Genomic DNA, 23,191 nt, shown 5'->3' with positions numbered 1-23,191 from the left:
TAAAACGATCGCTCTTAACTCTGCACTAAAAAGGCGATGTATTGAAGCAATTCCGAGAAATCACGGACATAAATAAAATAATTGGCAAAATAAAATGTGAATTTTGCTGAACTATAATCTAGCTGAATTAAGCCAAAATAGTTTTGTAAAGTTTTTAAAACTGTAAATTTATGGCTAGAAAAAAGCGTAGTTCCCGGATTCTAGAAAAAGCAGAGTTTAGAGTTGCCGGATTGAAAGCAATTGATCCAAATCTCAATTTAGATGATACTTGCAATTTGCAAAACCTGACGCAATTAATCGATAGATTTCACAATATGCTTGATGATTATAATGCTGCTATAGCAATGATAGACTCTTCTAAAAAGAAGCTAGATGACATGGAAAAAAACTTAAGTCAGGTTTCAGATAAAATGCTGATGGGAGTTGGTTTCAAGTATGGTAAAAACAGTAGTGAATATGAACTTGCAGGCGGAGTTCGAGATAGTGAACGTATCCGTAAAAGCAGATTGACGCGCTTGAAATCTCATACAGATAAAACATCAAATGAAACTGCTATGACCGCTTAGTATAACAGTTCCCAATTGAGTGGAATATATATTATTATGGGGCAGGATATATTCTGCCCATAGCTGTGTAGGTAATTAAAATATCGTCAGTGGATATTTGGCATCAAAACTATACTTTAAGTATAAAATAAAAAATCTCCTAAGCGATTACCAGTAAGGCTTTTAGACAGAAAATCGGGTAAACTTTGATAGCTAAGTTTTGTCTAAAAATACTTCATAATTAAGGTAAGAACATATAAAGAGAGAACACAAAATGTTAGAAAAATATCGTCAACACGTTGCTGAAAGGGCAACCCTTGGTATTCCGCCCTTACCGTTAGATGCACAGCAAACCACAGAATTGTGTGAATTACTGAAAAATCCGCCCCAGGGTGAAGAAGATACATTATTACATTTATTGCGCGATTGGGCTTTGCCCACACTTCGTGAACGCATACCCCCCGGCGTAGATGCAGCTGCTTATGTGAAAGCTGGATTCCTCACAGGTATTGCTAAAGGCGAAATCACCAGCCCCTTAATTTCCTCGATTGAAGCAGTGGAATTACTAGGCACAATGGTAGGTGGTTACAATGTACAGTCTTTAATTGAGTTACTAAAATTATCTACCAAATCATCAGAAGCTGATACCCCTTTGGTGATGGGAGGGGAAGGTAAAGAACCAATCGCCGCCGCCGCCGCTACTGCTCTCAGCAAAACATTACTGGTGTATGATGCTTTTCATGATGTGTTGGAATTAGCTAAAATCAATCCCTATGCCAAGCAGGTAGTTAATTCCTGGGCAGAAGCAGAGTGGTTTACAGTTCGTCCCCAGCTACCAGAATATATTAACGTCACTGTTTTTAAAGTTCCTGGGGAAACCAACACCGATGATTTATCCCCAGCCACCCACGCCACCACCCGCCCAGATATTCCCCTCCACGCTTTAGCAATGCTAGAGTCACGGCAACCAGGAAGCTTAGAAACCATTGTTGAGTTGAAGAAAAAAGGACATCCTGTGGCTTATGTCGGGGATGTGGTGGGTACTGGTTCTTCCCGGAAATCAGCGATTAACTCTGTTTTATGGCATATGGGGCAAGACATACCCTATGTTCCCAACAAACGCGCTGGGGGTTATATTTTAGGTAGTGCGATCGCGCCTATCTTTTTCAATACAGCAGAAGATGCCGGTGCTTTGCCTATTCAGTGCGATGTCACCAAACTCGAAACCGGCATGGTAATTACCATCCATCCCTACAAAGGTGAAATTACCAACGAAGATGGCGAAGTCATTTCTACCTTCAGCCTCAAACCAGACACCATCCTCGATGAAGTCCGCGCCGGTGGACGCATCCCCCTACTTATTGGACGTACCCTCACCGACAAAACCCGCCAAGCATTAGGTTTAGAACCCAGCACCGTCTTCATCCGTCCCTACCAACCAAGCGATACAGGTAAAGGCTACACCCTCGCCCAAAAAATGGTCGGTAAAGCTTGCGGTTTACCTGGTGTGCGTCCCGGTACATCCTGCGAACCCATCATGACTACCGTTGGTTCTCAGGATACCACCGGCCCCATGACCCGCGACGAACTCAAAGAACTCGCTTGTCTCGGTTTCAGTGCAGACTTAGTCATGCAGAGTTTCTGTCACACCGCCGCCTATCCCAAACCCGTAGACATCAAAACCCACCACGACTTACCCGATTTCTTTTCCTCCCGTGGTGGTGTCGCCTTGCGTCCCGGTGATGGTATCATTCACTCTTGGCTCAACCGGATGCTGTTACCCGACACCGTAGGCACAGGTGGCGACTCTCACACCCGCTTCCCCTTGGGAATATCCTTCCCCGCCGGTTCTGGGTTAGTCGCCTTTGCTGGTGCGTTGGGTGTCATGCCCTTAGATATGCCAGAATCAGTATTAGTCAGATTCAAAGGGGAATTGCAACCCGGTATCACCTTAAGAGATATTGTCAACGCCATTCCTTACGTCGCCATGCAACAAGGGTTACTAACTGTCGAGAAAGAGAACAAGAAAAACATCTTCTCCGGCAAAATCTTGGAAATGGAAGGCTTACCAGATTTGAAAGTAGAACAAGCCTTTGAACTGACAGATGCTTCCGCCGAACGTTCTTGTGCAGGCTGCACCATTAAACTGAGTGTAGAAACAGTTTCGGAATATCTGCGTTCTAACATTGCCCTATTCAAAAATATGGTAGCCAGAGGTTATCAAGACGCGCGTACTATCATGCGCCGCGTCGCCAAAATGGAAGAGTGGTTAGCAAATCCTGTGTTACTTGAAGCTGACACAGATGCAGAGTATGCCGCAATCATTGAAATTGATTTGAACGAAATCAAAGAACCAATTGTGGCTGCACCAAATGACCCCGATAATGTTAAGTTATTATCGGAAGTTGCTAATGATCCAGTACAAGAAGTATTTGTTGGTTCTTGTATGACAAATATCGGTCATTATCGAGCAACAGCGAAAGTTTTGGAAGGTGCAGGGGAAGTTAAAACTCGCCTGTGGATAGCACCACCCACCCGCATGGATGAACACCAGTTAAAAGAAGAAGGCGTATACAGCGTTTTTGGTGCGGCTGGTGCAAGAACAGAGATGCCTGGATGCAGTTTATGTATGGGAAATCAGGCAAGAGTTGCTGATGGCACAACTGTATTTTCTACCTCTACCCGCAACTTCAATAATCGCATGGGTAAAGGTGCGAGAGTGTATTTAGGTTCTGCCGAATTAGCCGCAGTTTGTGCTTTGTTTGGACGCATTCCCTCAGTGCAGGAATATCTTGATATTGTGGCGAGTAAGATTCATCCTTTTGCTGAGAATTTATATCGCTATTTGAACTTTGATCAAATCGCCGGTTTTGAGGATGAAGGGCGAGTGATTTCTCAAGAGGAGCAGGCTTTGTTGGTATAGTTTAATTTAGGGTGAGTCTTCATGGCTCACCTTCACTGTATAAGTAACATTTTATTTGCGGTATTTCAAATGAGTTATAAACTTTAGACTGTGATACAATTTACACTTTCAACCGCTTTAACTTAATTTAGGAGTAAAATGTATTCATATTACTTGGCGTAATACAGACATTTTTAACGGTAAACATTAACAAAAATAAATTATCAACTATGACTTTTCAATTAGAAATTACAGATGAACGTAAAGAAAATGCTGAAGCAGAAATTCGGGAAAAAACAAAGCGTGTTGACTACAACACCTTAGAATATCCCATAGAAGTGATTGTTGAGAAATATTTAACAGGAATAGATGAAGAAGAAAACGAATTATTTATTCCAGATTATCAAAGAGAAATGTCTTGGGATGAAGATAGACAATCAAAATTTATAGAGTCTGTAATGTTAGGTTTACCAATCCCTTCTATTTTTGTTGCTGATATATCAGGCTCAGACGATTTAGCCCGTTTAGAAATTATAGATGGAACGCAACGTATTCGTACTTTAGCCAAGTTTATTAACAACGAACTAAAATTAAAAAATCTTAAAAAACTAAAAAATCTGAACGGGTTTACTTTTCGAGATTTACCGCTACCACGTCAAAGGCGTTTTAATAGAACCACGATGAGAATGATTCAACTAACAGAAGCAGCAGACGAAGAAATCAGAAGGGATCTTTTTGAAAGAATTAATAGTGGTAGTGTTGAATTGAATGAAATGGAGAAACGAAGAGGATCTCAACCAGGAAAGTTTCTTGATTTAATTGAGGAATTGTCAACAGAGCAAAAATTTCGTGATTTATGTTCTTTTACTGAAATTGAAATAAATAAGAGAGATCCGCAGGAATTTGTGTTACGTTTTTTTGCATTCCTCAATAATTATAAAAACTATCCTGGTAAAAGTAATATTCATAAATTTTTAGATGATTATTTAAAACAAGAAAATGAATCGAAAGCCTTAGATATTAATGCGTATAAAGATGAATTTTATTCAATGCTGAATTTTGTTGGAAAATATTTGCCAGATGCTTTGCATACTTACGTAAAGAGCAAGGATCGCTACGAACCTACAACTAGAATTAAGTTTGAATCTATTACAGTAGGAGTCGTTCTAGCATTAAGAGAAAATCATACATTAATACTAAAATCTACTAATTTTTTAGATTGTGAAGAATTTAAAAAATTAACAAAATCTGATGCTAGTAGTTCTCAAAACAAAGTTATTAGTCGGATTGAATATGTTCGTGATCAGCTTTTAGTTAATTCATGAAAAGTATATTATTTCAAAATTTTGATAAACGCGCTCAAGAAGTTAGTAGATACTTTTTATTCTTGAAAAACCTAGAGCAAGGTTCAATTTTATTAAGTATGGGTAATGCTAACAAGATTAAAACCAAACCAATCAATAATGATTTAGAAAAAACTATTAAAGCAACAGGATATTTATTACTCTACAACCTAGTTGAAGCAACAATGCGTAATGGAATTGAAACAATTTTTGATGAATTAAAAACTCAAAGAGTTTCTTTCGACGCAGTTAGAGAAGAAATCAAAAAAATCATTATTAATCATGTTAGAGATAAAGATGTACAATCTACAGATGCTCTTTTATTAGGTCTTCAAAATATTTCAATTGATATCATATCAGTTACATTTGATGCTCTTGTTAAAAAAGAGAATAAAAAAAGACTATTTTCAGGTAATGTAGATGCAAAAGAAATAAGAAACACAGCAAAAATCTACGGTTTTTCATCCCAAACTAATCATCTAAAAACTAGAGATGGAAGTGATTTATTAACAATTAAAACTAATAGAAATGATTTAGCACATGGTTTTAAATCATTTGAAGAAGTTGGTAGAAACGCTACTGCTAATGAATTATTGGAAATTCAAAAAAGAGTTATATGTTATTTAAGAGGAATATTAGAGAATATAGAGTTGTATTTATCTAACGAAGAATATTTAAAAAATAACCTTGAAAACTAATCTATAAGTCAACAAAAATGTTTTTTCCTACAAGATAACCGTGAAAAATCTAGCTCCCCTCTCCGCGTCGGAGAGGGGTTGGGGGAGAGGTCAGCCATAATGTATGAATCAAAACCAACTTCCATAATTCATACATGAATAATCCAACATCAAGAAAAGACCAAATTAACAATATAGTTGTCGGACAAATAATAAACCTAGAAAAAATGCAGCGTGCGAAAGAATTTCGTCGCCAAATGACACCAGCAGAAAAAATACTTTGGCAACATCTTTGCGGTAATCGTTTGCATGGGTTACACTTTCGTCGTCAGCAAATTATTGATGGTTTCATAGCAGATTTTTACTGTCACGCTGCTAGATTAGTGATAGAGGTAGATGGAAAAATTCACGAACAACAAGCTGAATATGATGCAGAACGTGACAAGGTTTTGTCAGCTAGAGGGCTGCGTTTGTTAAGAATTAAAAATGAGGAAGTGGTGCAGGAAATTGATCGGGTTTTGATGCTAATTTATCAGGTTTGTTGTGAAGAGACCTAACCCCCTAACCCCCTTCCCTACGAGGGAAGGGGGAACAATTACCCGTTGCAAATTACCCGTTGCATATCTGGGAGTAGACGAGTAATTGCTCACGGATTTAGGCGTTCTTTAGATGCGATCGCTTACCGTCCTAACCAAGTCTTGATAATATCTAGAAGACTAGAGCCACCCCAAGCCAAGGCCATCAGAATAGAAGTAGTTAAAATTAGTCCCATTACACACAGCACTAAACCCCCTAAACTGATCGCACCATCGTCTTCTAATAAGCCAAAACCAGTCACGAACACACCCATTGCTGGTAAGGTGTTAGTGCCGGGGATGGGTATCATCATCGAAATTGCCATTAAAGCGATCGCAATCCCAAGGGTGACTCTCCCAGCTAAGGTAGTACAAATATAAGATAAACGCGGACGCGCGATCGCTTCAATTCTCCGCAACCAAGGAATACCCGCCTTCAAGAACCCTTGGACTGTTTCTAGTTTAATGGGATGATTCATCATTTTGGGCGGTAGCCAAGGGACTTTAGCACCAATAATCATCTGTATAGCTAAAATAAAAATCAAAATACCAAAAGGGACTGAGTATCCTGGTGCTGGTATGGGTAAAGCTGACGGTAAAGACAATACAACCAATAGAAACCCAAAAATCCTTTCTCCAGCTAGCAGTAAAATATCTGCTAAATTCACATTCTGTGGTCTGGTTTCTTCAAAAAAATAACGTTGTAATTCGTGGGAGAGTTTAGCCATAAATTCTGTAATGTTTCTCTGTCTAACTAATTCAGGGATACTTAAAAAAGACTCTTTCATTCTCAAAGGGCATTAAATCCTACAGTATAAATAATGTGCATACCATATCTTAGCGGCGAGAATTTTTTCAACAGGATTAATCTTGTTAAGATTACATCAAGTTACTGACTTAGATCGCGGGTGTTAGGTTACGGGTGCAATATGAGAAGATATTGGAAAGTTCTGAGACTATTTTGGGCAACTGCGATCGCCGCAGAATTGGAATATCGAGTTAACTTCTTTATCGCTACCCTTAGCAGCTTAGGCAATTTGGGCGGCAGTTTATTTGGGCTATTCTTGTTTTATCGCACTGGCTATACTTTTACTGGCTGGTCATGGGAAGCTGCTTTGATAGTTCTCGGAATTTTCACTTTGCTACAAGGCTTTTCTGCTAGCTTTCTTGCAGCTAACCTCAATCGCATCGTCCGCCATGTCCAAGAAGGGACTTTAGACTTTATATTACTCAAACCTATTCGCAGTCAGTTCTGGCTTTCCACCTATACACTGTCCCCTTGGGGAGTTCCAGACTTAATTTTTGGTATAATGATTCTTGGCTACGCAGGTAAACGCCTAGGTTTGAGATTAGAAAACTATCTCCTCAGTTTAATACCATTATTTTGCGGTTTGGTAATTCTCTATAGCCTCTGGTTTATGTTGGGGGCAACTAGTATTTGGTTTGTAAAAATCTACAATGTTACTGAGGTGTTACGGGGATTAGTGGAAGCAGGCAGATATCCAATGGTAGCCTACCCCGCAACTTACCGCTTTTTCTTCACCTTTGTAGTTCCGGTAGCATTTTTAACCACAGTTCCAGCAGAAGTGATGTTAGGACGGGTGCAAATTCACTGGTTGATAGGTGCGGTATTTTTAGCAGCCGCCTTGTTTTGGATATCTACCAAATTCTGGCGGTTTGCTTTGCGCTTCTATACCAGTGCTTCAAGTTAAAAGCAAAGCTAACATTTTCAGTATCTTTACAGAATTTTTATCCAAAGCAAAAAGCACCATCTATATTGGATGAGCCTTTCACAAGTTTCCTTTTAAAACTGGGGCGCTAGGATTCGAACCTAGGGATGGCGGGACCAAAACCCGCTGCCTTACCACTTGGCTACGCCCCAAAGATTTGACTTTACTAATATAGCAGGTTGTACTGGGGTAATGTCAAGTACCTTAAATGTAAATTTCGCCAATAATTTTAAATAATTAAAAATATTTATTTAAGGTATAACCATTGATTATATAATTCTCGAAAAAATATGGAAATGCCAAATTTACAACACATGGCTGGTGTTAAAATCCAAACAGATCATACGCAGAAAAATATCCAATAATCTAGAGACAAGAAAGATACACATCTAAAGTTAGTTCTGCAATATTTTTCCAGCTATATTTTTCAGCTAATTGCTGATTATGCTGTCCCATCACGAATATTTCCGGTTGTTTGTGCAATGCAGCATTCATCGCTTGCGTTAAGCCATTCTCATCAGCTAAATTGTATAAAAATGCTCCTTGATCATCTAGAACTTCTGCTAGACAACCTTTGCGTGGAGCAATACAAGCCCGTCCAAAAGACATAGCTAACATAACTGCTCCTGATGTCAAAATATCTCGGTACGGAAAGACGACGACATCACAAGCATTCATATATAGTTGAATTTTTTCAGGTTCAATATAACCGGGAATAAAACTAATTCGTTTGTCTTCAGCAATTTTCTGGTTAATTAAATCTGTTAACTCTGCATCTTGGCTGTTAATTTTACCAGCAATTACTAACCTAATATCATCATTATCTAAGCACTTGAATCTCTCGATAAGTTCAGGTACTCCCTTATAGGGTCGAATTAAACCCAGAAATAAAAATACAGTCTCAGAAGTTTTTATATCTAGGTCTTTTCGTGCTAAATCTCTGCTAATTTTATTTTCGTACCACTCTAGATAATTACCATGTGGAACTACAAAAATTTTATCTTGATTTTTGACATAAAACAGTTTGATTAATTCTTCTTTCGCCGCTTCACAATGAGTTATAATTGCATCGGCAAACTTGATCACTGTTTTGGTACATATGTTATTTAAGACCAGATTTGAATTATCATGGTTCTTGAGATTATGTACAGTCCATACCAGCTTGACACCAATTAGTTTTAGTATGGCTAATTGAATTAAAAATGATATAGATTTCAGTAAAGATAAAAACCAATTTGGTGCAATACATGATGGTTCTAGCCAGTGTAAGTGTAAAATATCTGGCTTCCAATGGGAGATAATCATCGGAAAGAAAAAAGTAGAAGAAGAAAAAGGTTTTTGTATTTCTACTTGAACACCCAATTTTTTTAAGTTATAAATTAATTGGTTTTGGTAGGGATTTCCATCAAGAGCGCGAGGCAGAAAAATAGATTTTATTTGTTCCATATGAATTATTTATTTAAAAGTTGAGTTAACTTTAAACGGCAACGAGTCTTAATATTTTTTAGTCCAAAAGTTTGAGTTAGGGGGAAATTTTGTAACAGCTTTTGTGCTGTAAAAATATCGCCAGCACGGATACGGCGTTCAGCTGCTAAAAGTGCATAGTAAGCTAGACAATGCTCTAAAAGAGGAAGGTATTCAGTTGGGCAATTCTTTCTGATAGTTGCTGTATCTGTCAGCTTTGGCCAAGGTGGGTGAGCCTCCTTGCGACCATGACCAAGAACTGATGCTTCGGTATGATGCCACATTAGTGGAGTAGGATCTATATAAATTTGGTAATTTAGTAATACTTGTAGCCACAAATAGGAATCTTCCCCATAAGTACAGCGTTCTTTATAGTAAAACCCACCAAACTTTTCTATAACTTTTCTTGCACAAACAACAGCCCCGGAATGAAGCAAATCGATCGCAGATTTTACTACTTTTGGTTTTGTATTAGTTGGTAAACGCCAAACACCTTGATTTACTTTCAGATGTGGCAAATGTTGTTGCCAACTAGTACAGTCCACTCCTCGAAAATGACCAGTTACACTTAATAAACAATCAGGATTTGTCTGTAGATGCTTGATAGAGGTTGCCAAAAAACTTGGCAACCATTCATCATCTGCATCTAAAAATGATAAGAAATCCGCTTGAGTTTCAGACATACCTCTATTACGTGCTGCACCTGGCCCTACATTAGCTTGGTGAATCAATTTGATGCGAGGGTCATGATAGCTACTCACAATATCTGGGCTGTTGTCTGTAGAACCATCATTAACAACAATGATTTCAAAATTTTGGTATGTCTGATTCAGTATTGATTTGAGTGTCCTCGCAATATATTGACCTTTGTTATACAAAGGCACGATAACTGCAACACTGGGAGTATTTTTCGGCTCAAGTTTTTTCGTTGACATTATTGATTAATACTCCAATCTTTGGGTTTAGCTATCAGTAATGGGGAGTATCCTCAATGTTTTATTTTTAAACGCAGAGTCGCGCAGAGGTTGACACGGAGGAATACGGAGTTTTTATCAGAGTTATTTACTTGGTCTTTTCTGCCAAGATGTTTGATATCAGGTCGAAGTTAGCAGCTGTATTTTGCTTAATTTGAGGTAGATTCATCTTTAATTGGTCTGCGACTTCTTGCCTTCTACTCCAAAGATTACGAATGGTGTTACAAGCTGTATCAGTATATAGAAACTGTTGGAAGGAAATTAGTAAGCCATTATGAACTGCTTCTGCTCCCAAAATGTCGGTCATAATGCCCTCAGCTTTGACAGAATAACCAATGGGAAGAGTACAAACACCACTAGATAATCCAGCGATCGCAGCGTGCATCCGTTCGGAAACAACCAAATCACAGGCACTAATCAACCCTTTAAACTCAGATGCAGTATGTTCTGCACCAGCTAGCTGCACACGCGGATCGAAGTTGAAAAGTCTTAGCAGTTCACCCGCAAGGATGCGATCGTCGTTCTCTGGACGGTAATCATGGACGTGAGGAATCAGCAGAACTTGTCCACCAAATTCGTTCAGAATCATGTTAATTACCTGACACCACACTTTGGTATGTTTGTCGTAATCAGCGCGGGTATAACGGCTGATACCTTGACTAATCCCCAGAGCAACTACCGGACGTTCTTGATTAATGCCATATAACTTCAACAAGTTCTCAACAGTTTCTGGTGGTGCTGGTGGTAATAGAAAAGCGGGGTCTGCTGTGTGCTTAACTAATTCTGGAGACAAGCCTAGATCCTTTGTGACGTATTTATAGGAAAGGCTTTCTCTGATAGTGACTAGCTTGGCGTGACGAGCCACATTGAGCCAGATTTGAGCTTCTTCGTCAGTTTTGAAAGGGCCGATAGATTGTGCCAGAAACACTACAGGGATACCAGCATCTAAGGCGTAGACTAATGGTTTGAGTTGTCTGGTAAGAAAAGGTATACCGTAATCAGAACCAAATACATCCCCACCAGAAGCCATCACTACGGATGTGTCTGAGAGTAACCGGGCAATATCTTTGTAGGCAGGTGCAATCGGCTTATAGACCTGAGAAAGCTGATTGCGCCAGCGATTGACTATATGTAGGCGGCGTAAATTGCGATCGCTGATTAATTCTACGTTGTACTGCTGTAGTCTAATTTCGTCGTAATCTGGAGTCTCACTGAAAATGCTGACGGCAAGTCCTGGTTGGCGTTGACGTAGTTGTTCAATAGTAGTTAACACCATTGCTTCAACGCCTCGGTTGCGTAGTCCAGTGATTCCTGTAATGGCTGCTTTCATGGCTGTTTAACCTCTTTTAAAAGTACCCAACAAATTAACCAAAAGTCGTTTAATACGCCTAGCAACTCTTTTCCATAAAGACACCTGATATAGCTGTTTGTATTTCTGCACTAAGGGGTCTAGTTGCTGCTTAAATACAGAAAATTGACCAGCATCAACAGCATTTTTACAAGCAAGATGGCTTTGTGCTGCTAGAGCAACTCTCATGATTTGCCGTGCTTGCAAGTTTTTATTTAGATGGCTAGCACTTGGTTTCACCCGCTTTTGCGGATACCAGTCACCCCGTTGTTCAGTTAAATACAAACGATAAGCTAGACCTTCTCGTCGATGCTGAAAGCCTGATTTTTGTGATTGCGCGACTTCATCTGCACTAATCCGATCCATTTGCAATGTTCCCGCAGTCATCGCACGCTCAATCATGTCTTGAATGACTGGGTGACGGACAATCACAACATTTGTACCTTGACTGTCTTTGACATACTGAGGTAACCAAGCATCTCCAACTGTTACATCTGCGGTTTCCGCTACGACATCATCACAATAATCACAGGCTTTGTACTTGAAAAAACCCAAACCCCAATCTGTACCATAGAGGTCATAGACAGGACTAACGTGAGTGACCATCTTACCTGCTTGCAGTCCAGTAACTTCCACACCGTAGCGGTTAGCGTTTGCGTCTGGTAATTTTTTGCGAAAGTCTATTGCTAGTAAATTACCTGGTTCAATGCCACATTGCCAAGCCAACATTTCTGCAAAGCGCATACTCTTCAGATGACCACAAATTAGACCCACACAAAACCGGATGCGTTCGGCTAGTAGCTGGTCTTGGCGCATTAATAAACGCACAGCTTTAATAAAACAGGGAATCCCCACAATGGCATAGCGTCCCGGTTGTTCCCGAATCAGCTGCATTACTTCCGACATTTCTACTGGGTAGTAACGGGACTTAGCACCGTTGCGTACCTGTTCTATAGTTGTGGAAATTTGATAGTGAAATAATCTGGGGTCAGTGGGAGATGGATGGCGTTGATGAATGTGGATGACACCATCTACTAAACCTTGACTGAGCAGATTAGTCACAATCCAAGTACCCATCCCTCCTGAACTACCGCGATCGCGGTAATCATCTTCTGCAACATAACCTGCGTAAGTATCTAAATAATAACCAATTTGATGGTGATATTTGCAATCATTATGGAATACTTCTTGGCTAATCTGGTCTTCATTTAAACTTTGGCTTGAAAAAGGACAAACAGATAGTATTGAATGACTAGAAAATGCTGGTTTTGATAATGTATCGATACTTGCTTGCAACTTTTTATCTGCGTCTAATTCCATCTTGAGCGGTGAGCCACTAACTGAGGCACACGCACCACAACCAACACAATAACCACCCTCTATAACAGTTTCTAATAACTGGTTGATCTCAGGATGTTTAATTTTTTCTGTGATTTGTTCAGTCATCTTTACAAGTCCTGTATCTGCTGGTCTAACGAGCAATATTAACTACTTGCCAAAAAAGTTTCGGTGCAATCAAGAAAATTGACAAAATATAGACTATAGCTCCAACTAAGATAGCAACAGCTAACATTGCAGAAGTATTTACGATGTTACTAAGCAAATACTTGACTGCAAATATTGTTCCTAACATCGTTATTGTTGCAGCCAAAGGAGCAGCACCTTGGCGTAAATAAGTCACGACATTAATGCGGACTAATTTCCAGACTACCCAAACAGTAAGCGGGGCCATGAGATATCCTCTAATTACGTAAGCAGCAGCAACAGCAACTATTCCCCATTGAACTGCTATGGCAAAAGCAACTATATTACTAACAGCCTGCACCCCATCTAAAGCTAATTTCCATGAAGGTTTTCCCATTGCCATAATCACAGAAGCATTGAAATAAAAATAAGCATAAAGAATACCAATTAGGTTTAAAATTTGCATTACTGGAATACTTTGTAGCCATTGTTCTCCAAATACGACCCTAACTATTTCTGGGGCTAATATCACCATGCCAAAAAAACCGGGAAAGGTAATTAAACTTGTGAGTTTTATAGCTTGATATAGTGCATTACGTAATCGTTCTGGTTCTTCTTGTAATCTAGCAAAGGTCGGCAAGGAAACTCTAGCAATAATACTAGTGAGCAGTTCTGTTAATACTAATAACAAGCGATAAGCTACAGTGTAATAACCTAAAGCAACTGAACCCAAAAAATACCCAATTAAGAAATCGTCAGAGCGGCGATTAAAAAAGTTAAATATATTCATTCCTAAGACATTAATGCCAAAGGAAAATAGCTCTTTAAAATGGCGTTGTGAAAACCGTAATCCTGGTCGCCAGTCACTCACTTTCCAAAGTACCAAAACTTGTACTAAGCTACTTGTGATTTGTTGAGCAACAAGACTCCATACGCCAAATCCCCTAAATGCCATAGTTACGCCTACTATACCACCAATCAAAACGCCAATTAGTGTACGTTTAGCAAGAGATTTAAAAGCTAATTTTCGCTGAAGAATAGCATTCTGAACACTACTAAAAGCAATGAAGATAAAAGTAACAGATAGACAGCGTATAATTGGTATAATTGCTGGTTCTTTAAAGAAATACCCAATTAAACTGGCACTAGCAATAGTCATTATTGCTAGAAAAGTACCCATTCCTAAATTAGTCCAGAAGGCAGTATCTAAATGTTCCGACTCTAATTCTTTTCTTTGAATAATTGCTTGTGAAAAACCTTGATCAACAAATACCTGTAAAAAATTTAAGCATACACTAGATAAAGCAACTAAACCAAATGTTTCTGGCCCTAACAATCTTGCTAATAGGAAAAAAACGCCAAAAGAAATGACTTGGCGACCCCAACTTTCAATTGCAGACCAAAATACACCTACAAGAGCTTTTCGACGTAAATTTGATGATGCTTTTGGAGATTCCATTACAGGCTTTACCCATGATATAGATTAACAGTTTGATACTTTTAACCAAAATCCGCTAAGTTGCTTTTTCACGAAAAGCCTGATATCTAGAGCTTTTTAATTTCTGAAATTTAGCTTTATTTCTGCCATGACTTACTAGTTAGTTAAGGCAATTTTTCCTCATATTTTTTTGCTGAGACTTGCATTATCTATATAGGGTTTCTCGGTTAAGCTAGGTACAAGAAACAAACTCCCAAACTCATCGCCGCAAGAGAGAAGAGGACTATGACATACCTCATGTGATTAGGAAACGCTATAGTGCAGAAGCTACGGTATACAACTCTTATACCTACAGAAATAAGAGCCTTTGCAGCAAAAAATTGCCCTACCCATTAGATACAATAATTTTCTACAAAACCAGTGTTTAAATATGCTCACAGGGCAACATAAAACTAGAATCTCTTAAGCTAGCTTATATATGCGTTGCTATGCACCATAAATCACAACACCGAGAGAATTATTATTGGGTATGGAGTAAAAAATTTAGGCGATTCAAACTAACTAATAGACACCATAGATAGTTTAATCCTATAAAAACAGCAGTTAATGCTGAGATAGTTCGATAATTTTGATACTGACATAGCTATTAGGGGAACACACTGATACAAACTTGGTTTAGCGGAGATTTTTAGTTACTAAATAGTATTAGTAATAATTACTCGCAACCGCATACTAGCTTACAAGCTGATTAATGATTGTTACACCCTTCACAATAAACTTTACATTTACTTTATCTTTTTCTCTAGTTTTTTCTCACTTGGTTCATACAAGCATTACAATTTCCTTAATATTTCAATAATAATACTTAGGTAAAAATATAGTATGAGACTTCCAAGTAAAAAAATATCCCATCGCTTTTATGGCAAGGGGCAGGGGGAGGGATAATTTACTTTTTGGAGTTCCTTAACACGCTTTAATTTTTAAACTTACCTACACACTGATAAAACGGCATAAAAAGAACAGGGAAGAAAAACTCTTCCCTGTTCTTTTTATTTTGCTGATTGTCTTGCTTGTTAGCTTCTTTGAGCTTCTGGCGTAACATTTGTCTTTGTTTTTTAAGTTGTCGTTTCCTGGCAGAACCGCCTCTACCTTTATCGTTTCTCCCTTCGCGACGGGGAGATTCCCATCTTTTAAGTCTCATCTGTTTTATTTTGAGATTTAGTTAATTGACAGTGGGCAGGAGGAGAATCGAACTCCTATGACCGTAAGGTCGCCACATTTTGAGTGTGGTGCGTCTACCAATTTCGCCACCCGCCCTTGGGTGCAACTTTACTATTATAGTCACTTAATGAATTTAATGCAAGGAGTAAATCAAGAATTTTTGCTTTTCACTAAAGTGAGTAGTGAGTGCTGAGTGCTGAGTAATGAGTAATGAGTGAGGATCAATACTCGGATGTAGTTATACACGTATTTTTTCCTGTCACCTGTTACCTGTCACTAAACTAGAGTCAATATCTTGTAACTGAGCAACGCCACTGAGGGACATTGCTACTTTTAACTCATCTTGTAGTAGTGAGATAAGATGTGACACACCAGCTTGTCCGGCTAGTGCTAGTCCCCACAAAACAGGTCTGCCAATTAGTACGGCTTTAGCACCTATGGCTAAAGCTTTGAGAATATCTGTACCGCGACGGATACCGCCATCTAATAATACTTCGACCTGACCGTCTACGGCTGCAATTATCTCAGCTAGGGCATCTAAAGAAGCGATCGCACCATCTAGTTGTCTGCCACCATGATTGGAAACTACAATGGCTTTAGCTCCATACTCTACAGCCCGCACTGCATCATCTCCTCGTAAAATGCCTTTCAGTACCAAAGGTAGTGGTGATAAAGATTGTAACCATTCCAAATCACGCCAAGTTAAGGACGGGTCTAGTTGTTGGGCAAAATAAGTAAACAAACCAGATTCTCCCTGCTCATGGGGAATATCCAAACCGGAGATATCAGCAAGATTAGCTAGATGTAACCCTGGAGGTAAGGCAAACTCGTTGCGTCTGTCTCGTTCTCGCTGTCCCAGTACGGGAGCATCAACGGTAAGACAGAGAGCTTTGTAACCTGCGGCGTAAGCTCTTTCTACTAAGGCGCGAGTTAAACCCCTGTCTTTGTGGATGTAAAGCTGAAACCATTGCAAAGCATGGGGAAACTTAGCACCTATATCAGCGACGGCTTCTAAGCTTTTAGTGGACATTGTACTTAATACCATCCCCACCCCGGCAGATGCAGCTGCCATTGCAGTGGCAAATTCACCATCTGGATGAGCCAGACATTGAAAAGCCATCGGTGCAATTAAAAGCGGGAATTCTAGGGTTTGTCCTAAAATTGTAGTATTCAGGCTAATTTGGCTGACATCCACTAGCATCCTCGGCCTTAGTTTGACTCGCTCAAAGGCAGCACGATTATCTCGCAGTGTAATTTCATCCCATGCGCCACTGCTGTAATAGTCAAATGCCATCTTTGACAGATGCGTTTTTGCTAACTGTTCATATTCAAATATATTGATGGGATTTGAGGCAGCTGTCATGGTGGCGATTAAGAGTTAACCAGATTCATCTTAAATTGTTTTGAGGTGCGATCGCCTGATCAAGAGATCGCAGCTACTCAAGCTGTCACCTGTCCCCTGTCCCCTGTCACCTATCACTTAGAGTTTACCAGTTGCGCCAGCCGCCTTTGGGTGCTACTTCGCTGGTGTATTTTTGTCCGTGAGTTTGTAGTAGGGACTGGTATTCTTGACTACTTGCCCAACGGTCAATTTCTCTGGCTCTGAGGACTGGTACAGGGTGGGTTAATTCGGCTGTACGAGCTAATTTGACCATTTCCCCTAGTTCGCTTTTACTAATATCATCGTAGGCACGAGCTTGGTCAATAAAAGCATCGAGATTGAGTTTTGGGGCGAGGGTGGGTGAACCGCCGGCTAATTTCATTAAAACGGACATCACCACTTTGGGGTCTTGGGTGGCTAGTAATGCGGCGCGATCGCAGGTAAACTCAGCACAACGTACCCATTCTAAAAGTTGAGCTTGGATGGCTTGGGCAATAAAAGCCCCAACATTAGGTAATATTCCTGCCGCTAATATTAATAAATTAACCGGTGTTAAATAAACGCTATGGTCGCACTTCAGATGTCCTAACTCGTGGGCAATTACCGCCTGTATTTCTTCTGGAGTCAGCATATCAACTAAAGAAGTGTGCAACATAATAAACGGTTGCTTCCCCCGCATAGCAAAGGTATAAGCATTAGGCGCAGGATGTTGCCGTACATATAATTGAGGTGGTTCAATATCTAAAATCTTGCAAGCTTCTAACAAGAGTTTGTGTAACTCCGATAGTTGTTGTTCACCTACCAAAACACTAGAAGCAATATTTTCTACATAAAAAACTTGCTCTGCCATTGGCCCTAGCAAATTTCTGACTATCATATCCAAACCTGGTATTTGCTTCAGAGCTTTGGTTGCTTCCAAGTCTAATGGATGACGAAACGAGTCAGCTTTTAAACCGATGAGCGAGGATTTAAGCAAAGACATGATTTAGCCGGCTGGAAAAACAAAATATCAACAGCCTCCCACAGTTAGTATAACGATTTGAGCAATGAGTGCTGAGTAATGAGTAATGAGTAATGAGTAATGAGTATTGAGTGAGATTCCCCACTCAGCACTCAGCACTCAGCACTCAGCACTCAGCACTTAATTCGCTGCTTCGGTATCTACTGGTACTTCACTTACGCGCTGGATTTTTGCGCCTAATTGTTGCAATTTCACATCCATTTGATCGTAGCCCCGATCAAGGTGATGTAATCCCTGGATTGTGGTTTGTCCTTCGGCAGCTAGTCCCGCTAAAACTAACGCTGCTGATGCTCGTAAGTCAGTCCCAATCACTGGCGCACCAGATAGTATCGGCACTCCGCGCACAAAGGCTGTATTCCCTTTAACGCGGATGTCTGCACCCAAGCGGTTTAACTCGGAGGCATGACGCAAGCGGTTTTCAAACACAGATTCGTTAATGATGCTGTCGCCTTCCGCCAAGGTGAGTAAGGCCATGAATGGTGCTTGCATATCTGTGGGAAAACCTGGATGGGGCAAGGTGTCGATATCGGTTGCCTTGAGAATTCCCGCAGGTAGAATGCGTAAGCAGTCTGGTGCATCTTCAATGATGGTTACGCCAATATCCCGTAGTTTGGCAATCACTGGAATTAAATGATCTGGTACTACTGGGGAAAGGCTGATTTCTGAGCGCGTGATAGCTCCCGCTACTAAAAATGTACCTGCTTCGATGCGATCGGGAATAATCGAATAGTCAATAGAATGTAATTTGGGAACACCAACAACAGTGATAGTGCTAGTCCCCGCACCCTGGATTCTCGCCCCCATTGCATTACAGAAGTTAGCTAAATCAACTACTTCCGGCTCTCGCGCGGCATTTTCAATAATGGTTTCGCCATCAGCTAGAGTAGCCGCCATCATCAAGGTTTCGGTTGCCCCCACGCTGGGAGTATCTAAGTAGATTTTCGCACCTTTTAATCTACCGTTACTACCAGGAACATAAGCATTACAAATACCATGTTCGATTTGTACCTCGGCTCCCATTGCTTGCAGTCCTCGGACGTGCAAATCAACTGGTCTAGCACCAATGGCACAACCCCCTGGTAATGGCATTTGTGCCACCCCTAGACGGGCTAAAAGTGGGCCAATGGCAAAGAAACTAGCCCGTAATTGGGTAACTAGTTCATAGGGAGCTTTTGATGTGGTGATTTCACTGGCATTGATATCTAAAATATCGGCTTCTCTAGTTAGGCGTACACCCAACGCTGAGATTACCTCAGCCATCCGTTCTACATCTGCCAACAAGGGAACGTTACGAATGCGACAATCTCCTGAACATAGCAAAGCTCCAGCAATGATCACCAAAGCTGAATTTTTCGCCCCGCTAATTTTTACCTGCCCCCGCAAAGGATGCCCACCCCATATTTGTAAGACTGAGGAGTCTACTTCAACAACAGGTTTAGCATCTGGTAAGCTGCTAGAAGGATTAATAAGTCTACCTCCAAAATAAATACTTAATTTTATAAGTTAGAAGTTGGTTTTGATTCTACAGTAAAGAGTTGATTTGTCTACATTATTGTCTTTATTTTGTCCCACAACTGAACATTCTCTTAGTAGCTTTTGAACTCTTAGCATCACTACGGGGAAGTCAAAAGTCAAAAATCATAGACGCGAAAGCGGCTAACCCGGAGGGTAAGTCGAAATGAATACAGTGTCAATGTTTCGTTGATTGGGAATGCTTAGTTAATTTATACCGTGCTGTACTAATAACCAGTCGCTAATCCCTTTGTAGGAAGTTGACAAATATAAATAATTCAGTAATAATAAGAAATTGTCGATATACAAACCGCAGGCGGAACTGGCGGAATTGGCAGACGCGCTAGATTCAGGTTCTAGTGCCGCAAGGCTTCCGGGTTCAAGTCCCGGGTTCCGCATAAATTTAAGTGCTGAGTGCTGAGAAAGAAATACTCGGCACTCAGCATTCTTAATTCACTACTACAGATGTTAACGAGTTTACAAAATCCTTTAGTTAAGCAAATCCGCAAGCTGCACTCTACCAAGGAACGGCATAGACAGCAGTTGTTTTTATTGGAAGGGACGCACTTGCTTGAGGAAGCGTGTGCGGTGAGTTACCCGCTAGAGGTGGTGTGTTGTACTCCAGAATGGGAAACAGCCCATATAGAATTATGGGATTTAGCTTGTAGTTTATGCGATCGCGCTGAAATTGTCAGTCCCGAAGTTTTAAGTGCGATCGCTACTACTGTACAACCAGATGGGGTGGTAGCGATCGCTAAACGCAGTGAACACCAACAGCAAGCCCCCTACACTGGCATAGTTTTAGCTGTAGAAACCATCCAAGACCCTGGTAACTTAGGGACAATGATTCGCACGGCGGCTGCGGCTGGTGCATCGGGTTTGTGGTTGAGTCAAGATAGCGTAGATTTAGATAATCCTAAAGTCTTGCGTGCTTCGGCTGGACAATGGTTTCGTCTAGCAACGTCGGTAAGTGAAGATTTAAAGACGACAGTTCAGAATTGCCAGCAGGCGGGTATGCAGGTAATAGCCACTTTACCCACCGCACAGTTAACTTATTGGGATGTAGACTGGCAAAAACCTAGTTTGATTTTATTGGGAAATGAAGGTGCTGGCTTGTCGGCTGATTTAGCCACAATGGCAGATAAGCAAGTCAAAATTCCCCTCAGTCCAGGCGTAGAGTCTTTGAATGTAGCGATTACCTCAGCTTTAATGTTATATGAAGCCCAGCGACAAAGGCGAGTGTGAGGAGTGAGGAGTGCTGAGTAAAATACCCGGAAATTTTGTGGACGGAAACCGTCCCTACAAAATTCTTTCTTTTACAAAACGTAATTACGAATTACGAATTACGAATTACTTTTTGTTCTTCCTTCTAGATATTGTTCAATATCAGCAACAGCGTCTTCCCATGCTGCTAAATCAGCATCAGTCACATCTTCACTCTGGTCGACTGCATTGGCGTTACTCGTAGAGATATCTGGTATCGCCTCATCCTCAGTCTCACTTTCGGTTAAGATACTTTCCAACTGTTCTAGGGCTGCTTCCAACTCTTGATCAGCCTTGCGGCGATTGTGTTGCTGATTTTGCTCCATAATTTTGATTTAAAATTTTTGATTGACAAATTAGATGTTAATTGTAATGCCTATAATTTTACATTTTGCCCATCTAAAATCATATTTACAGCTATTTGCTGTATAAAGTTTACACACTTCTACACTAAACAGGTAGCCTTCAAACTCAAGAGACATTTTACCCACACACAAATTTGTAGAGACGTTACAGTGCAACATCTCTACAATGTCTAACTGTTCAGCAATTTAGCTTTTAGTAATGATTACCCGTTTTACGGTGGTTGATGGCAGTTACATCATCGGGTTTGATGAGCTTACCATTGTCAACGGTGGCGTAAACTACCCAATGGTCGCCGCATTCCATACGCTGACTAACTGAGCATTCCACATAAGCGAGGGCATCAGTTAGCACAGTACAACCGTTTTCAGCTTCTGTAGTGGTGAAGTTAGCAAAACGATCTTCTCCGGGTTTGAAGTTTTTGCGGAAATGCTTCATATATTCGCCGTGGTTCTCTTCTGAGAGGATATTCAGGGCAAATTTACCACCGGGATACATGAGGGATTCTATCGCGCGTTCTTTAGCGATCGCCACAGTTAAACCTGGAGGATTGAAGGTAGCTTGAGATACCCAAGAACCCAGCATTCCTGTAGATACTTCGCCTTGCTTGGCTGTAATCACGCAAACTGAACCAACAATCCGTCCTACAGCTTGTTCCACAGGGGTAGCGGCTTGTTGGGGTACACGTAATTTCTTGGCTTTCTTCAAGGTTTGGGCGAAGTCTGTACCCACTTCTTCGCAATACTTGAGGGTAACATCGTCGGGTTTAAACTTGACTTTTAAGGTGTCCACACCGAAGCGATATCCAGCATCGCGGAGTTTACCTTCAATCATGTCTAAGGCTTCACCACTCCAGCCGTAAGAACCAAACACCCCAGCTAGTTTGTTGTTATCACCCACCTTCAGGACAATACCCAAAGCGGTGTGAATGGGGGTTGGTGCATGACCGCCAATGGTGGGTGAACCGATGAGGAAGCCGTCCGCTTTCTCTAAATTGGACTGAATTTCTTCAGGAGTGGCAAATTCGCAGTTAATCGATTGGACTGCTACACCACCTTTAGTTAGTCCGAGTGCGATCGCCTGTGCAAGAGTTGCGGTATTACCGTAAGCTGAGGCATATAATAACGCCACAGAAATTTCCCGGTCTTTTTGAGCTAGACTCCAATCAGCGTAGGCTTGGGTAAGTGCCATTAAACTGGTACGTACCAAAGGCCCGTGACCTACAGCATACATTCTCACCTGTAAGTCGGAAATCTTCTCCAATGCTGCTTCCACATGGATAGCATGGGGGGCCATCAAACAGTTGTAGTAGTAACGCTGGTCTTCCTTGAAGGATTCCCAGTTGTCATCAAACACATCATCACTACAGATATGCACCCCAAACAGCTTATCTGTGTAGAGAATCTGGGTTTGTTGGTCATAGGTGCAAAGTCCTTCCGGCCAACGGGGGCTAGGAATCGGCAAGAACTTCAACACATGACCCTTGCCTAAATCAAGGTTTTCTTTCCCCCGCATCACCAAGATATTTAAGCTGTCATCGGGGAACGCCGCCCGTAAATTAGCTGCACCAGGAAGAGAACAAACAAAGGTAATTTGCGGAGCTAATGCTAACAAAGCCTTGAGAGTAGGTACACGGTTGGGGCTAAAGTGTCCCAGGATGACGTAATCCAATTTTTTCAAATTGAGCGTCTGCTGTAATGCTTCTAGATAGATAGCAGTAAAAGTTTCCGCAGGCGGGTCTGTAATTGCAGTTTTATCACCTTCGATTACATAAGAGTTAGAGGTAGTACCTCTTTCTAAGGCATATTCAATTTCAAACCGCAGACGTGACCAACTACGCGCTCTGAGAACTTTAGTATCTGTAGCAATGGGAAGAACTTGTACGTCACGGGGCTTGGAATCGCTCATAGATTTTTTTTCAGGTTTGTCAAAAAATTGTAAAAACCGGGTAGACTTTGCCCAGTTTTTTG

General features: G+C 40.7%; 19 protein-coding genes and 3 tRNA genes. 8 read left to right on the top strand and 14 right to left on the bottom strand.

Annotated elements, in window-relative coordinates:
* Positions 1–170 precede the first annotated feature (170 nt).
* The 5 genes from ACM0OR_RS08575 to ACM0OR_RS08555 all read left to right on the top strand — a co-directional run bounded on the left by ACM0OR_RS08575 (position 171) and on the right by ACM0OR_RS08555 (position 6,024).
* Entirely contained in the window at positions 171–566 is a 396-nt protein-coding gene (locus tag ACM0OR_RS08575; protein WP_414575887.1) for a hypothetical protein, read from the top strand.
* Between the two features lie 253 nt (positions 567–819).
* Positions 820–3,468, top strand: a complete 2,649-nt coding sequence (gene acnB / locus ACM0OR_RS08570; RefSeq protein WP_414575886.1) for a bifunctional aconitate hydratase 2/2-methylisocitrate dehydratase — start codon at positions 820–822, stop codon at positions 3,466–3,468.
* A gap of 209 nt (positions 3,469–3,677) precedes the next feature.
* Positions 3,678–4,772 carry a DUF262 domain-containing protein gene (locus ACM0OR_RS08565; protein ID WP_414575885.1) on the top strand — a complete coding sequence of 365 codons (1,095 nt, stop codon included), beginning with the start codon at positions 3,678–3,680 and terminating at the stop codon, positions 4,770–4,772.
* Positions 4,769–5,488 carry an MAE_28990/MAE_18760 family HEPN-like nuclease gene (locus tag ACM0OR_RS08560; RefSeq protein WP_414575884.1) on the top strand — a complete coding sequence of 240 codons (720 nt, stop codon included), beginning with the start codon at positions 4,769–4,771 and terminating at the stop codon, positions 5,486–5,488. Before ACM0OR_RS08565 ends, ACM0OR_RS08560 begins: the two co-directional genes overlap by 4 nt.
* Positions 5,489–5,622: 134 nt before the next feature.
* A complete protein-coding gene (locus tag ACM0OR_RS08555; RefSeq protein ID WP_414575883.1) occupies positions 5,623–6,024 on the top strand; it encodes an endonuclease domain-containing protein in 402 nt (133 codons plus the stop codon).
* A gap of 122 nt (positions 6,025–6,146) precedes the next feature.
* Here the strand turns inward: ACM0OR_RS08555 and ACM0OR_RS08550 are convergent, their stop codons facing one another.
* On the bottom strand, positions 6,147–6,770 hold the full coding sequence (locus ACM0OR_RS08550; protein WP_414575896.1) for an exopolysaccharide biosynthesis protein: 624 nt from the start codon (positions 6,768–6,770) through the stop codon (positions 6,147–6,149).
* A 201-nt stretch (positions 6,771–6,971) separates the two neighbouring features.
* On the opposite strand from ACM0OR_RS08550, the gene ACM0OR_RS08545 reads away from it, so the two are divergent.
* Positions 6,972–7,754 carry an ABC transporter permease gene (locus tag ACM0OR_RS08545; protein WP_414575882.1) on the top strand — a complete coding sequence of 261 codons (783 nt, stop codon included), beginning with the start codon at positions 6,972–6,974 and terminating at the stop codon, positions 7,752–7,754.
* Positions 7,755–7,852: 98 nt separating this feature from the next.
* On the opposite strand, the gene ACM0OR_RS08540 is transcribed toward ACM0OR_RS08545, so the two are convergent.
* The 11 genes from ACM0OR_RS08540 to murA all read right to left on the bottom strand — a co-directional run bounded on the left by ACM0OR_RS08540 (position 7,853) and on the right by murA (position 19,550).
* A tRNA-Gln gene (locus tag ACM0OR_RS08540) sits at positions 7,853–7,924 on the bottom strand.
* A 214-nt stretch (positions 7,925–8,138) separates the two neighbouring features.
* On the bottom strand, positions 8,139–9,218 hold the full coding sequence (locus ACM0OR_RS08535; RefSeq protein ID WP_414575881.1) for a glycosyltransferase family 4 protein: 1,080 nt from the start codon (positions 9,216–9,218) through the stop codon (positions 8,139–8,141).
* A gap of 5 nt (positions 9,219–9,223) precedes the next feature.
* A complete protein-coding gene (locus tag ACM0OR_RS08530; protein ID WP_414575880.1) occupies positions 9,224–10,171 on the bottom strand; it encodes a glycosyltransferase family 2 protein in 948 nt (315 codons plus the stop codon).
* Positions 10,172–10,298: 127 nt separating this feature from the next.
* On the bottom strand, positions 10,299–11,540 hold the full coding sequence (locus ACM0OR_RS08525; RefSeq protein WP_414575879.1) for a polysaccharide pyruvyl transferase family protein: 1,242 nt from the start codon (positions 11,538–11,540) through the stop codon (positions 10,299–10,301).
* 6 nt (positions 11,541–11,546) lie between these two features.
* Entirely contained in the window at positions 11,547–13,004 is a 1,458-nt protein-coding gene (locus ACM0OR_RS08520; RefSeq protein WP_414575878.1) for a Coenzyme F420 hydrogenase/dehydrogenase, beta subunit C-terminal domain, read from the bottom strand.
* Positions 13,005–13,029: 25 nt separating this feature from the next.
* Positions 13,030–14,481: an MOP flippase family protein gene (locus ACM0OR_RS08515; RefSeq protein ID WP_414575877.1), complete on the bottom strand. Its 1,452-nt coding sequence runs from the start codon at positions 14,479–14,481 to the stop codon at positions 13,030–13,032.
* Positions 14,482–15,433: 952 nt separating this feature from the next.
* A complete protein-coding gene (locus tag ACM0OR_RS08510) occupies positions 15,434–15,661 on the bottom strand; it encodes a hypothetical protein (protein WP_414575876.1) in 228 nt (75 codons plus the stop codon).
* Between the two features lie 32 nt (positions 15,662–15,693).
* Positions 15,694–15,777: transfer RNA gene (locus ACM0OR_RS08505), tRNA-Leu, on the bottom strand.
* 163 nt (positions 15,778–15,940) lie between these two features.
* Complete coding sequence (locus ACM0OR_RS08500) at positions 15,941–17,044, bottom strand: alpha-hydroxy acid oxidase (protein ID WP_414575875.1); 1,104 nt, start codon at positions 17,042–17,044, stop codon at positions 15,941–15,943.
* 124 nt (positions 17,045–17,168) lie between these two features.
* Positions 17,169–18,044 (bottom strand): M48 family metallopeptidase, encoded by an 876-nt coding sequence (locus ACM0OR_RS08495; protein ID WP_414575874.1) that lies wholly within the window; start codon positions 18,042–18,044, stop codon positions 17,169–17,171.
* Between the two features lie 159 nt (positions 18,045–18,203).
* Positions 18,204–19,550 carry a UDP-N-acetylglucosamine 1-carboxyvinyltransferase gene (murA, locus tag ACM0OR_RS08490; protein ID WP_414575895.1) on the bottom strand — a complete coding sequence of 449 codons (1,347 nt, stop codon included), beginning with the start codon at positions 19,548–19,550 and terminating at the stop codon, positions 18,204–18,206.
* 361 nt (positions 19,551–19,911) lie between these two features.
* Here murA and ACM0OR_RS08485 point away from each other — a divergent pair.
* Positions 19,912–19,993, top strand: a tRNA-Leu gene (locus ACM0OR_RS08485).
* Between the two features lie 67 nt (positions 19,994–20,060).
* Complete coding sequence (locus tag ACM0OR_RS08480) at positions 20,061–20,840, top strand: TrmH family RNA methyltransferase (protein ID WP_414575873.1); 780 nt, start codon at positions 20,061–20,063, stop codon at positions 20,838–20,840.
* 98 nt (positions 20,841–20,938) lie between these two features.
* On the opposite strand, the gene ACM0OR_RS08475 is transcribed toward ACM0OR_RS08480, so the two are convergent.
* Both ACM0OR_RS08475 and ACM0OR_RS08470 read right to left on the bottom strand, forming a co-directional pair.
* Positions 20,939–21,184 (bottom strand): hypothetical protein, encoded by a 246-nt coding sequence (locus ACM0OR_RS08475; protein WP_414575872.1) that lies wholly within the window; start codon positions 21,182–21,184, stop codon positions 20,939–20,941.
* Positions 21,185–21,416: 232 nt separating this feature from the next.
* On the bottom strand, positions 21,417–23,129 hold the full coding sequence (locus ACM0OR_RS08470) for a diflavin flavoprotein (RefSeq protein ID WP_414575871.1): 1,713 nt from the start codon (positions 23,127–23,129) through the stop codon (positions 21,417–21,419).
* Positions 23,130–23,191: the final 62 nt, after the last annotated feature.

The sequence above is a fragment of the Anabaena sp. CCY 9402-a genome (genome assembly GCF_963920945.1).
GTDB lineage: Bacteria > Cyanobacteriota > Cyanobacteriia > Cyanobacteriales > Nostocaceae > Trichormus > Trichormus minutissimus.
Note: the sequence above shows the minus strand (reverse complement) of the source record. Positions and strands in the feature narration are given on the sequence as shown.

Bases quoted from the DNA above. Each gene is read 5' to 3' on its own strand.
- ACM0OR_RS08495 (WP_414575874.1), bottom strand. From the start codon at position 18,044: ATGTCTTTGCTTAAATCCTCGCTCATCGGTTTAAAAGCTGACTCGTTT.
- ACM0OR_RS08480 (WP_414575873.1), top strand. From the start codon at position 20,061: ATGTTAACGAGTTTACAAAATCCTTTAGTTAAGCAAATCCGCAAGCTG.
- ACM0OR_RS08500 (WP_414575875.1), bottom strand. From the start codon at position 17,044: ATGACAGCTGCCTCAAATCCCATCAATATATTTGAATATGAACAGTTA.
- ACM0OR_RS08520 (WP_414575878.1), bottom strand. From the start codon at position 13,004: ATGACTGAACAAATCACAGAAAAAATTAAACATCCTGAGATCAACCAG.
- ACM0OR_RS08550 (WP_414575896.1), bottom strand. From the start codon at position 6,770: ATGGCTAAACTCTCCCACGAATTACAACGTTATTTTTTTGAAGAAACC.
- ACM0OR_RS08535 (WP_414575881.1), bottom strand. From the start codon at position 9,218: ATGGAACAAATAAAATCTATTTTTCTGCCTCGCGCTCTTGATGGAAAT.
- ACM0OR_RS08575 (WP_414575887.1), top strand. From the start codon at position 171: ATGGCTAGAAAAAAGCGTAGTTCCCGGATTCTAGAAAAAGCAGAGTTT.
- ACM0OR_RS08525 (WP_414575879.1), bottom strand. From the start codon at position 11,540: ATGAAAGCAGCCATTACAGGAATCACTGGACTACGCAACCGAGGCGTT.
- ACM0OR_RS08510 (WP_414575876.1), bottom strand. From the start codon at position 15,661: ATGAGACTTAAAAGATGGGAATCTCCCCGTCGCGAAGGGAGAAACGAT.
- ACM0OR_RS08470 (WP_414575871.1), bottom strand. From the start codon at position 23,129: ATGAGCGATTCCAAGCCCCGTGACGTACAAGTTCTTCCCATTGCTACA.
- ACM0OR_RS08560 (WP_414575884.1), top strand. From the start codon at position 4,769: ATGAAAAGTATATTATTTCAAAATTTTGATAAACGCGCTCAAGAAGTT.
- ACM0OR_RS08555 (WP_414575883.1), top strand. From the start codon at position 5,623: ATGAATAATCCAACATCAAGAAAAGACCAAATTAACAATATAGTTGTC.
- ACM0OR_RS08515 (WP_414575877.1), bottom strand. From the start codon at position 14,481: ATGGAATCTCCAAAAGCATCATCAAATTTACGTCGAAAAGCTCTTGTA.
- acnB (WP_414575886.1), top strand. From the start codon at position 820: ATGTTAGAAAAATATCGTCAACACGTTGCTGAAAGGGCAACCCTTGGT.
- ACM0OR_RS08545 (WP_414575882.1), top strand. From the start codon at position 6,972: ATGAGAAGATATTGGAAAGTTCTGAGACTATTTTGGGCAACTGCGATC.
- ACM0OR_RS08530 (WP_414575880.1), bottom strand. From the start codon at position 10,171: ATGTCAACGAAAAAACTTGAGCCGAAAAATACTCCCAGTGTTGCAGTT.
- ACM0OR_RS08565 (WP_414575885.1), top strand. From the start codon at position 3,678: ATGACTTTTCAATTAGAAATTACAGATGAACGTAAAGAAAATGCTGAA.
- ACM0OR_RS08475 (WP_414575872.1), bottom strand. From the start codon at position 21,184: ATGGAGCAAAATCAGCAACACAATCGCCGCAAGGCTGATCAAGAGTTG.